Origin of the sequence: Parabacteroides distasonis ATCC 8503, assembly GCF_000012845.1 — a bacterium.
In the GTDB taxonomy this organism is placed as follows: Bacteria; Bacteroidota; Bacteroidia; order Bacteroidales; family Tannerellaceae; genus Parabacteroides; species Parabacteroides distasonis.
This window is the reverse complement of record NC_009615.1, coordinates 4,104,216-4,117,137: the sequence shown is the minus strand read 5'-3', so window position 1 is coordinate 4,117,137 and position 12,922 is coordinate 4,104,216. Positions and strand designations below refer to the sequence as shown.

8 protein-coding genes are annotated in these 12,922 nt (G+C 46.8%); 7 read left to right on the top strand and 1 reads right to left on the bottom strand.

Features of this window, described 5'->3' with window-relative positions; genetic code table 11:
* Positions 1–28: 28 nt before the first annotated feature.
* The 7 genes from BDI_RS16925 (at position 29) to BDI_RS16895 (ending at position 10,263) form a co-directional block, all read left to right on the top strand.
* Positions 29–1,624, top strand: a complete 1,596-nt coding sequence (locus tag BDI_RS16925) for a RagB/SusD family nutrient uptake outer membrane protein (RefSeq protein ID WP_005859723.1) — start codon at positions 29–31, stop codon at positions 1,622–1,624.
* Between the two features lie 181 nt (positions 1,625–1,805).
* Complete coding sequence (locus BDI_RS16920) at positions 1,806–4,142, top strand: GH92 family glycosyl hydrolase (protein WP_011967297.1); 2,337 nt, start codon at positions 1,806–1,808, stop codon at positions 4,140–4,142.
* Positions 4,143–4,173: 31 nt separating this feature from the next.
* Positions 4,174–4,971, top strand: a complete 798-nt coding sequence (locus tag BDI_RS16915; protein WP_005859727.1) for a basic secretory family protein — start codon at positions 4,174–4,176, stop codon at positions 4,969–4,971.
* 238 nt (positions 4,972–5,209) lie between these two features.
* Positions 5,210–6,196, top strand: coding sequence for a GSCFA domain-containing protein (locus BDI_RS16910; protein WP_011967296.1), 987 nt, complete (start codon positions 5,210–5,212; stop codon positions 6,194–6,196).
* 4 nt (positions 6,197–6,200) lie between these two features.
* A complete protein-coding gene (locus tag BDI_RS16905; protein ID WP_005859730.1) occupies positions 6,201–8,666 on the top strand; it encodes a bifunctional UDP-N-acetylmuramoyl-tripeptide:D-alanyl-D-alanine ligase/alanine racemase in 2,466 nt (821 codons plus the stop codon).
* Between the two features lie 135 nt (positions 8,667–8,801).
* On the top strand, positions 8,802–9,659 hold the full coding sequence (locus tag BDI_RS16900) for an enoyl-ACP reductase FabI (RefSeq protein ID WP_005859732.1): 858 nt from the start codon (positions 8,802–8,804) through the stop codon (positions 9,657–9,659).
* Position 9,660: 1 nt separating this feature from the next.
* Complete coding sequence (locus BDI_RS16895; RefSeq protein ID WP_005859734.1) at positions 9,661–10,263, top strand: L-threonylcarbamoyladenylate synthase; 603 nt, start codon at positions 9,661–9,663, stop codon at positions 10,261–10,263.
* Here BDI_RS16895 and BDI_RS16890 read toward each other — a convergent pair.
* A complete protein-coding gene (locus tag BDI_RS16890) occupies positions 10,242–12,875 on the bottom strand; it encodes a glycosyl hydrolase 2 galactose-binding domain-containing protein (RefSeq protein ID WP_011967295.1) in 2,634 nt (877 codons plus the stop codon). The genes BDI_RS16895 and BDI_RS16890 overlap by 22 nt on opposite strands.
* Positions 12,876–12,922 lie beyond the last annotated feature (47 nt).

The window sequence follows — 12,922 nt, the reverse complement described above, 5'->3', positions numbered from 1 at the left end:
TAAGTAACAATAGATTTAAGACAATACAATGAAAGCTTTAAAAAATATATGCGCAATTTCATTATTGCTGGGAGCTACCGCATTTACCTCTTGTACGGACCTGACAGAGGAAATACATAGCTCGGTAATCGCTGAGAATTATTACAACAATGCAGGCGAGGTAATGGCCGCCATGATGCGTCCATGGGGACACTTCTGTGGAACTATGCAAGTAGCCCAATCGCCTTGGTCATGTAACGAGTTATCTTCCGACTGTGCCGCATGGCCTCAAAAAGGTCGCCACGGCTATGACAATGGAGACTGGATTCGCTTACACCGCCATCAATGGATTCCTACGGATGGTCAAGTAGTGGATGCTTGGAAAAAATTATTTGAAGGTATCGGATATGCTAACAACTTCCTTACAGATACAGAGAATATAGATTTTGAAGCACTCCAAGTTCCAATGTCTAAAGCACAAGCACAAGCGGAGATGCGTGTATATCGCGCTTACTGTTATTGGTATGTGATGGATATGTTCGGTACGGCTCCAATTTGCGAGAAAATCGGTGAAATCAATCCTTCCTCCAAATCTCGCGCAGAGTTATTCGCTTGGATCGAAAAAGAGTTAAACGAGAGTATTCCTTCTTTGTCAGAGAGTAAAACAGAGACCTACGGACGTGTATCCAAATGGGGGGCTTACGCATTATTGGCTCGTCTCTATTTGAATGCGGAAATTTATACTGGACAAGCACGCTGGGATGATTGTATCGCAGCTTGCGATGAATTAGCTAAGGGAGGTTTCGCATTGGATAAGAAGTGGAACGACACTTTCCGTGCGGATAACGACAAGCGATCTACCGAGATTATCTGGTCAATCGTGTATGATGAAGTATATGCCAAAGGAATGGGTTGGTATCAACGTTGGTTGCATTACGCACACCAAACTGGCTGGGATTTGCAATCCGGTCCTTGGAACGGCTTGGTGACACAACCGACCTTTTATGACTCATTCGCTGACAACGACTTGAGAAAAATTGAGGGTTTCTTGATCGGTAAGCAATATCCTCGCAAAGTAGATGAAAACGGTAATTACTACTACGACACGACCGCAGAGCCTTTGAAAGGTTCAGAGGAGTACAATGGGCAGGATTTGGTATTCGTAAACTACATTAAGTCCATGACCGAGGGCGAAGAAAACAGCGGCGCTCGCTCTATCAAGTATGAAATCCAACCGGGTACTACCGGCGATATGAACAACGACTGGGTGATGTTCCGTTATTCCGAGGTTATCTATAACAAAGCGGAGGCCTTGATGCGTAAGAACGGAGGCAAAGCAACGCAAGAAGTGGTAGATATGATCAACAGCGTTCGTCAACGTTCTTTCAAGGCAGAGGATTGGGAGAAAGCGAAATATACGACCGCTACATTGACAATGGATGAGTTCTTAGCCGAAAAAGGTAGAGAGTTTGCTTTCGAAGGAATCCGCCGTACAGACTTGGTTCGTTTTAACAAGTTCGTAACCACTTCTTGGTGGGACAAGACTGCATCCAACGAACCAAAGCGTAATATCTTCCCTATTCCGCAAAGACAATTGGATGCTAACGCAAACTTATCTCCGAACGAGGCTAACTCATTGTTCTAAATATCAACTAAGTATAGTAGAAATCCATTATTAACAAATTAGCACTTGACAATGATAGAGGACTACTATACTTATTGATCTGAAAATATAAAAGGTTACCTTTGTCACTATCAAAGGTTATCCTTGGAACTATCAAAGGTGACCTTTTATGTTTCATCCTTTTCTAACTAATTGATACGACATGATAAATCTCAAGAAATCGATGTGTTGCCTCTTTCTGGCAGCCAGCTCAACAGTAGCGATCGCACAGACCAGTGTAGTTGATCTTGTAAACCCGATCATCGGGACGAATGGAATGGGACATACGTTCCCGGGTGCTTGCGTACCCTTCGGACTCGTACAACTCAGTCCGGATACGGATACCATACCACACAACGTAGATGGTAAATACCAACCTCGCTCCTACGAGTATTGTGCGGGTTATCAACATAAAGACAGTAGCATCGTAGGATTCAGCCACACCCACTTCAGCGGTACCGGCCACTCCGACCTCGGGGATATCTTGATTATGCCTACCACCGGAACGTTGAAGCTAAACCCCGGAACGGCCACGAATCCCGATGGCGGTTACCGTTCCCGTTTCTCGCATGGCACCGAGATATCCCGTCCCGGATACTACGAGGTGATGCTCACCGATTATGGCGTAAAGGCACAACTGACCACCACCCAACGGGTCGGCATCCACAAATACACATACCCTACGAACAGTGAGAACCAACGCATTATCCTTGATATGATTCACGGGATCTATAACTATGACGGCAAAGTTCTTTGGACCAATATTCGCGTAGAGAACGATACGCTGGTAACCGGCTATCGTATCACAAACGGTTGGGCACGTACCAACTATACTTATTTCGCCATGTCTTTCTCCAAACCGATCACGCATTACGGATGCGAAGAGAAAGCGAAAGTTAATTATCGGGGCGGTTATGCCAAGTTCAATATGAAAGAGAACTTCCCGGATATCGGAGGACGTAAGATCGTCGCTTATTTTGATTTCGATCCGAAAACGTCTGATGAGTTGGAAGTGAAAGTCGCCCTTTCCGGAGTCAGCACCGAGGGAGCCTTGAAAAATCTACGTGCCGAGGCTTCCGGTGCGGACTTCGACCAATTAGCCGCCAAAGCCTCCGATACTTGGAATAAAGCGCTCTCCGTCATCGACGCGAAAGGAAGCGATGATCAATTGGCTATGCTTTACACCTCCTTGTATCACACGATGATCAATCCTTGCGTATATACGGACGTTGACGGTCAATACCGCGGACTCGACCATAATATCCATCAAGCGGACGGATTCACGAACTATACGGTTTTTTCCGTATGGGATACCTATCGTGCCCTACATCCCCTGTTCAATATCATCAACCGACAAGTTAACACGGATATCGCCAAATCTATGTTGAAACATTGCGAGCAAAGCGTTCATCATGCCTTGCCGATCTGGAGCCATATGGCAAACGAGAACTGGTGCATGATCGGTTATCATTCCGTCTCTGTCTTGGCAGATGCTATCGCCAAAGGATTACCGATCGATAAAGACGCCGCGTTAAAAGCGATGATCAACAGCTCTACGATTCCGTATTATGAGGGAACCAAAGAGTTTATGGAATTAGGTTATGTTCCTTTAGATCGCAACGGTAGCGCAGGCTCCTTGACTTTGGAGTATGCTTATGATGATTGGACAATCTATAATACAGCTTTATTAGTGGGAAACCGATCCGTGGCCGATACCTATAAAAAGCGTGCGTCCAATTACGCGAATGTATTCGATACCTCGATCGGATATGCCCGTCCCCGTTATACGAATGGTAAATTCAAAGAGGACTTCAGTTTGTTAAGCACGCACGGTGAAGGGTTTATCGAGGGAAATGCCTTGAATTATTCCTTCTATGTCCCTCAAGATGTCAATGGTATGATTCAGTTGATGGGAGGCGAGCAAGCATTCATCACTAAAATGGATTCCTTATTCACGATGCATCTTCCCGATGAGTTCTTTGCCGAGACCGAAGACGTAACCAAAGAAGGATTACTAGGAGGTTATGTACACGGCAACGAACCCAGCCATCACATCCCATTCTTATACGCATGGACCAGCCAGCCTTGGAAAACCCAATTCTGGCAACGCGAGATCATGAATAAGATGTATCGCAACAATATCGACGGCCTTTGCGGTAACGACGACTGCGGCCAGATGTCCGCTTGGTATATCCTTTCCGCCATGGGATTCTATCCGGTTTGCCCGGGTACGGATCAATACGTATTAGGCGCTCCTTACCTTCCCTATATGAAGGTCCGCTTGGAGAATGGTAAGACTTTCGAGGTAAAAGCCAATAAAGTCAGCGACAAGAACCGTTATGTAAAAGCGGTAAAGCTAAACGGGAAACCCTATACCAAAGGATACATCACGCAGGATGACATCATGAACGGTGGAACGCTCACTTTCGAGATGACTTCCAGCCCGAACAAAAAGCGATTGTTCAACGGAGAGGATCGCCCTTATTCACTGACGGATTAACCCATTTTATCAGAAAAAACAGACAAGACTCATGAAGTATAAACAATTAATCAGCGGTGCTTTCCTGCTGTGGACTTGCATCGCTTGCTCCGGCAAAAAGGAACAGGCGGCTACAGTAGCGGAAGCCACCTCAAATCCTTGGGATAATTATTACATCGGAAAGATCGATTTCAAGAATCTTTCCCCCGAGGCTAAGGGCTCGGCGATCTATGCCGCCGTTATCCCTGATCCGGAAGCTTATATTACCAAGCACGCCCGCAAGGTCGTAGAGACGCTTTATTTCACTCCGGAAGATAGTATCCCGGGCATCGAGGAGATCCACTATACATTAAAGGAATACGACGGGGTATCCGCAAAAGACGGAGCGCCCCCTTCCATCAGTATCGTATACAGCACGAAATGGATCGAGAAAAGTTTTGCCAATAATGACACCGCGAAAGTGGATTACGAGACCCGTGGCGTATTATACCATGAGCTGACGCATGGTTTCCAATTGGAGCCTCAAGGCATAGGTAGCTATGGGACTAATAAGACTTTCTGGGCTATGATAGAAGGTGTGGCGGATGCCGTAAGATACCTGAACGGCGGTTTTACCTTGGAAGATCGTCCCAAAGGCGGCCATTATATGGATGGTTACCGCACGACAGGCTTCTTCCTCGCATGGCTTACGCAAACCAAGAGCCCGGATTTCCTGCGGAAGTTCAACCGAAGCACATTAGAGGTTATTCCTTGGTCGTTCGATGGTGGCGTGAAATATGCGCTCGGCAATGATTACGACATAGACTCCTTATGGAAAGAATATATGGCAACGATGGGAGATGAAGCGTAGCCCCGGCAAAGGCTACGACCAACGGCGGTAACACTCAACAAGTTACCGCCGTTCTTTTATAGTATCACTCCCGACCTTCCGCCAATAGGCATTATAAGGTCGCAACAATGCCCATCGTAAGCTCCTTATACTGCCCATCCTAACAACCTTACAATGGGCATTGTTACATTATTCCCCTAAAACACCTTCCTTATTTGCATTTCCGTAAACATATATCTACTTTTGCGAAAAAGTAAATATGGAACTTTATACCCGAATCCTATTGCCGAAAGCACGATTCTCTTTCTCGTATGAGGACCGGGTCGTGATGATGGGCTCCTGCTTCGCCGAGAATATCGGGCGGAAGCTGGAAGAGAATAAATTCTCCGTAGATATAAACCCATTCGGTACTCTGTATAACCCAGCTTCCGTAGCGGAAGGATTGCGGATGCTGCTACGCCCGGAGCGTTTTACCTCCGGGGATTTATTCCGGCATGAGGGCGTATACCATAGTTTTACCCATCATAGCCGTTTCTCCGCTTCCTCGGAAGAAGAATGCCTAGACCATATAAACAGCCGCTTATCCCAATCTTCCGATTTCCTGCGAAAAGCGACCCGGTTGGTAATCACGTTGGGAACCGCTTTCGTGTACCGCCTCAAGAGCGACGGGCGAATCGTGTCGAATTGCCATAAGCTACCGGAAAAGATGTTCGATCGGCAACGATTATCCACGCAAGAGATCGTCGAGGACTGGAAACCTCTGTTACTAGCCCTTTGGGAACAAAACCCCGCCTTGAAAATCTTATTTACCGTAAGTCCAATCCGCCACTGGAAAGACGGGGCGCACGAGAACCAACTCAGCAAAGCCACCCTATTGCTAGCCACGGACGCCTTACAGAAAGATTATCCCGGCCGAATCGCCTACTTCCCCGCTTATGAGATCCTTATGGACGAGCTCCGGGATTATCGTTTCTATGCGGACGATATGCTCCATCCCTCCCCATTGGCCATTGATTATATTTGGCAACGTTTTATCGAAAATTTCTTATCCACAGACACTTCGGCAATCCTTAAAGAATGGGGTGATATTCAAAAAGCTATTAACCATAAGCCCTTTCAACCGGATAGCGAGGCCTATAAGCGGTTTATCCTTCAAACTTTGTTAAAGATGGAACGAATTAGCGAGAAAATTCCTTCCTTTGATATCAGAAAAGAGATCGAAATAGTAAAGTCTAAACTAAAATAAAAGAATGGAATACGCAATTAAAGAAATAGCAAGAGTTATCGGTGCTAAAACAAACCAATTGCTTGACGATACGGTCAGTTTATTGTTGACTGACAGCCGTCGTCTCTCCTTCCCGGAAAAAAGCCTCTTCTTCGCCTTGAAAACCAAGACGAACGACGGACATAGATATATACAGGAACTCTATAAACTTCGTGTTCGCAACTTCGTGGTAAGCGATATGCTACCGGAGTTCGAGAGCATGAAGGATGCGAACTTCCTGATCGTAAAAGATACGTTACGGGCTTTACAAAAGCTGGCCACCCACCACAGGAAGCAATTCAATATCCCCGTGATCGGCATCACCGGTAGCAACGGAAAGACGATCGTAAAGGAATTCCTCTATCAACTGTTGCATAACGAGTTCAACATCGTACGTTCGCCCCGGAGCTACAACTCCCAGTTGGGGGTTCCTCTCTCGGTATGGCAGATGAGCGAGAAAAATACACTGGGCATCTTCGAGGCCGGTATCTCACAACCGGACGAGATGGAACGCCTGCAACCCATTATCGCCCCCACGATCGGTATCATCACGAATATCGGGGAGGCTCATCAAGAGAATTTCCTCTCCTCCAATCAGAAATGTATGGAGAAGCTGACGCTTTTCAATGATTGCGAAGCCATTATTTATGATGGGGATGATTTATTTATCGCCAATTGTATCGAATCGGCTTGCCTTTCCCATAAAGCGATCGCATGGAGCCGTACGGACTCCGAGGCTCCTTTGTTTATCGAGTCTATCGATAAGAAAGAGTTTGAGACGATCATTCACTGTACTTTACTGGGCTTCAACCGGGTCGTTACCATTCCGTTCACGGACGACGCTTCTATCGAGAACGTGATCCATTGTATGGCGGTTATGCTTTACCTAAAACCCACCAGCGTAAACGACGTAACAAAATTCTTGCATCTTGAGCCGGTGGCTATGCGATTGGACGTAAAGCAAGGTATCAACAATTGCCTGTTGATAAATGATACCTATAACTCGGATATCAACTCCTTGGATATCGCGCTCGATTTCCAACAAAGCCGCCGGGTAGGCAAGCAATTAAAGAGCACTTTAATCCTCTCCGATATCCTTCAATCGGGCACCTTGCCGAAATCTCTATATAAGAAGGTCGCCGATTTGGTTCGCCGTAAGAAGATAGATCGTATCATCGGTATCGGCCGCGACTTAAAGGAATATGCTTCCGTCTTCGAGATCGAGAAGGAGTTTTACACGACCACCGAGGAATTTATCAAGTCTCCTTCCTTCAAGAAATTCAAGGATGAGTTGATCTTGATTAAAGGTTCCCGCCATTTCCATTTCGAGCAGATCTCCGAGTTGTTGGAGAAGAAAGTGCATGAGACGATCCTAGAGGTAAATCTGGACGCGATCGTACACAACTTCAATCAGTATCGTTCCAAGCTAAAGCCGGAGACTAAGATGGTTTGTATGGTAAAAGCTTTTGGTTATGGAGCCGGCTCTTACGAGTTGGCGAAGACCCTTCAAGAACATCGTTGCGACTATCTGGCCGTGGCGGTAGCCGACGAGGGAGCCGAATTGCGTAAAGAAGGCATCTCGATCCCCATTATCGTCATGAATCCGGAATTCAGCAGTTTCAATGTCTTGTTCGAGAACCATCTGGAACCGGAAGTCTATAGCTTCCGCCTATTGGATGCCATGATCCGGGAGACCGAGCGCAGAGGGATCACCTCTTACCCTATCCATATCAAGATCGATACCGGCATGCATCGCCTAGGGTTTCAACCGGAGGATGTCCCGGCGATCTGTGAACGCTTGAGAGCGCAATCCGGGGTTATCGCCCGTTCGGTCTTCTCTCATTTAGCCGGAAGCGACTCGTACGTCTTCGATGATTTTACCCATCAACAATTGGATAAATTCACCAAAGCCGCAGGGGAACTAGAAAGCGGGTTAGAGTATAAGGTAATCAAACATATCCTAAACTCCGCGGGAATCGAGCGTTTCGCCGCTTATCAAATGGATATGGTACGTTTAGGTATCGGTTTATATGGAGTAAGCGCATCCGGACAAAAAGGCTTACGGAATGTCAGCACCTTGAAGACAACGATCTTACAAATACAAAACGTACCCGCAGGGGATTCGATCGGTTATAGCCGTATGAGTTATGTGAAACGTGATTCCCGGATCGCTATCATCCCGATCGGATACGCCGACGGACTGGATCGCCACTTCAGCAACGGAGGTGGGGAGGTCTTGATCAATGGACAACGCTGTCCGATTATCGGCAACATCTGCATGGACGCTTGCATGATCGATGTCACCGACATCCATGCGCAAGAAGGCGACGCCGTAATTATTTTCGGCGACGAACTACCGGTGAGCGAACTTTCGGATAAACTGAAAACAATCCCTTATGAGATATTAACCTCTATCTCGCCTCGGGTAAAGAGGGTTTATTTCCGGGAATAAGAAGTAACCGCCAACAAAGAATGGCTCTACCTTGTTTTAATATCAAGGCACATATTCAAATGTCAGGCTATGATATTCATTTGCGTATGTTGCACATTTTGTGTATGTTTGTGCCGTAATTAATAAACAAGAGGTATGAGTCATAATTTATTGAAAGGCAAGAGAGGCATTATCTTCGGTGCGCTGAACGATATGTCTATCGCCTGGAAAGTGGCAGAAAGAGCCGTAGAGGAAGGTGCGACTATCACGTTAAGCAATACGCCTATCGCTGTTCGTATGGGTCAGGTAGATGCTTTGGCGGAGAAGTTGAATGCGCAGGTAATCCCGGCGGACGCAACCAGCGTAGAGGATCTGGAGACCGTATTCGCGAAGTCAGTGGAAATATTAGGTGGTAAAATAGATTTCGTTTTACATTCTATCGGTATGAGCCCGAACGTACGCAAGAAACGTACGTACGATGATCTGGACTATGGAATGCTGGAAAAGACGTTGGATATCTCCGCTATTTCTTTCCACAAGATGCTACAGGTAGCAAAGAAACAAGACGCTATCGCCGAGAATGGTTCCGTGGTGGCATTAAGTTACGTGGCCGCCCAGCGCACGTTCTTCGGATACAACGATATGGCGGACGCTAAGAGCCTGTTGGAATCTATCGCCCGTAGTTTCGGTTACATCTATGGCCGTGAGAAAGGCGTACGTGTGAACACGATCTCCCAATCCCCGACAATGACAACCGCGGGTAGCGGCGTGAAGGGAATGGAACACTTGATGGACTTTTCTAACAAGATGAGTCCACTGGGTAACGCCAACGCCGACGAGTGCGCGGACTATTGCGTAATGATGTTCTCCGACTTTACCCGCAAGGTAACGATGCAGAACCTATACCACGACGGTGGTTTCTCAAGCATGGGTATGAGCCTCCGGGCCATGAACCAATATAGTAAAGGATTAGAGGAATATACAGACGAGAACGGACACATTATCTACGGCTAATATGTTAGTGAGAATCTATCCGGAGAATCCGAATCAAAAAGAAATAGACAAGGTCGTCAAAGTCCTGCAGGACGGCGGCCTTGTCGTTTATCCTACCGACACGGTATACGCCATCGGTTGCGATGCGCTGAACGTACGTGCGGTAGAGAAAATATGTCAGATGAAAGGGGTTAATCCACAGAAAAGCAACCTGTCTATCATCTGCTACGACCTGTCTAATCTTAGTGAATACGCCAAGGTAAGCAACGCCGCTTTCAAGCTGATGAAGAAACATCTGCCCGGTCCTTTCACCTTTATCTTACCCACCAGCAGCGAGCTTCCAAAGATTTACAAGAACCGGAAAGAAGTCGGAATCCGTGTACCGGACAATAACATCACCCGTACATTGGTACAATCCTTGGGAAATCCAATCCTAACCATGTCCATCCGTGACAAGGATGAGGTGATCGAATATACGACAGATCCGGAATTGATACACGAGAAATACGAGCATCAAGTGGATATCGTAATCGACGGCGGTTTCGGAGGATTGGAAGCCTCTACGGTTATAGATTGCACGACGGATAATTTCGAGATCGTACGTCAAGGCAAAGGAGAATTGTAGCTATCCACCACGATTTGTATTCGCTCTTCCGGCAGATTAGCGGGAAACTCCAAGCTTATTTCTTGTTGGTCACCCGGCATTAGCGTAATATAGTTATCCGAATAATGTACCGGTAAGATTCGTTTGCCTGTCTCCTTATCAAAGACCTTGATACGGTTGAAGAACGAGATCTGCGAATCAGCGCTCAGACGGACTGTACCTACGAAATTCGATCCTTCCTTCTTGATCTCGGTCTTGATTCCCGGTCTTGACTTCGGAAGTTGAGATAAGCTGGTGTAGTCTTTCGGCTCGGTTGTCAGCCAATAAATATTGGGGACATCCGCATTCAAGGCCAGCCGTAAGAAATAAGCGCCTTTGATCCCTTCCGGAACGGGGATATCCAATAATTCCTGTACCGTATTCGCCTTGGCGCTCGCTCTCGTCTCTTTCTCCCAAAGCAGTTTGCCTTCCAGATTATAGATACGGGCTACAATCGATAAATCCGTATAATCTTTCAGGGTCGTATTCAACAATCCCGCCTTACGGGTTACCGGGTTATAATAGGCATGTAAGGGCTCACAGCCTTTCCGGGTTCCGTACAAGGAAGCATTTACATCGAGAGACCAATCATACATTTGCCCCCGCAAGGATGTCCATGGATTCTGGGTTTTCCAGATCAAGATACCCGTATACCAATCCCACATATGAGAGGCCCAGCCTTCCATAAAACTACGATATTGGTCATAGTTCACGACTTGGGCATACTTACAATAAGTCTCGATATCCTTCACCTCCCCATAACGCTCCAGATGATCGCCATAGCCCAGATCCTTATGATACCGCCACGTATAATTACGGGTCAAACCTTTCCTTGGGAAACCGGCCAAATCCTGTTCCGTCATCATCTCCCGCATACTCTCGACCTCCGGGGAACCAACCGATCCGGCTTCCGGATTAAACGGATGCGAACGGAAGCTAAAGAACCATTCCGGCTCTTGTATACCGTAAGGACCATCCCCATTATCCCCCAAAAAATTCCGGGTAAACAACGTATCTGTCGAGAAACTCACGAAAAGACGCTCCGGATCTAACCGGGGGAAAACCTCCTTTCTCAAACATTGATCGATATCTTTAGCTAAAGGCCATTCATTCGCCCCACACCAGAAACAAAGACTCGGATGGTTACGGATCATTTTCACTTGATCTTCCACGGAGGCGATAAATAAATCATGATTATCGGGATATTCCCAACGACGCTCTCGGGAATCCATCTTGGTCGGGTCCTCCCAAGCGCCATTGCAATCACCACTGCCCCACAGATCTTGAAAGACTAAGATACCGAACTCATCACAGGCGTTATAGAATTCCGGCCGTTCCACCAACGCACCTCCCCATACACGGATCATACGCAGATTCATTTCCGCATGGAAACGTACCTCATCCCGATAACGTTCCGGAGAGAGACGAAGCAACCAATCGGAATTAATATAGTTACCACCCGTGACATATATTTTCTGTCCGTTCACGAAGAAACGGCGTCCCCCGTTATCCGGGCATTTATCGGAAGTAATCTCCCGGATACCATAACGCAACCGTTCCCGGTCACTCACTTGATTCCCGATCTCAAAAGAGAGGTTCATATCATATAAAGGCTGCTCGCCGATACCGTTAGGCCACCATAAACGAGGATTCTTTACCGCTAAAGGATTCAAGGATACCGTTTTCTTCTCGAATGGCGATAAAGTAACCGGCTGGGTTAAGCGGGTTCCGTTCGTCTCACAAACCAATAGCCCCTTTAAGGAAGTGCTCCCGGTATTCTCTAGCTCGACAGAGGTATTCACAAAAGCCTCCTTTTGAGTTTTCGTTTCCGGATCACGTACGCCGGGTACCTTGGTCACGACATAAGGAGAGGAGAGGCATACCGGCCCGGTTGTCGTAATAGATACCTCATCCCAAATACCCGTATTCCGGTCTCGTACAGGTTGTATCCAGTCCCAACCCGGCGTATATTGCATCGTATTATTCCGGGCGATCTGCCCATCACCCCCTTGTCCGCCATTTGGATTTCCGACATGTGTAGGTGGATAAACCAATACCGCTAATACATTCGGGGCATCCGTACGAAGATAAGGAGTTATATTAAACGTCTTCCTCAAGAACATACCCTCATGGGTATTCCGGTTGATCCGCTTACCATTTAAAAAGATTTCCGCCTTATAATTGATTCCCCGGAAATTCAACCAGACATTACACCCCTCTGGTAAAGCATCGATAGTAAACTGACGGGTAAACCAATACGTATAGAAATCATTGCCGACTTCATGTATATCGGGAATCAAATTGTTATTCAACCCAAACTCAGGGGCCGGATACAAACCATTCTCCAAAAGCGTTGTCAACACCGTACCCGGTACACGAGCCGGTAACCATCCTGTTTTATCCAAAGGCACCGCGCTCAACCGGTTCCCATCCATTTTCACCTCATTCGCTTTCCGGGCATACCAATCTGAGTGAATCAAGGTTTTCTCTCCCGGTTCCGGGATCACCAACAAGGCTTGCCCCTCCGCGGATACGGGCTTTGACCAGCAAGCCAGGCAAAGCCAACAAAATAAATAAATACATCTGTTCATCATATAATCTTAGATTTATCCTTCTAAAGTAGTACAAAATTCAGAAGGGC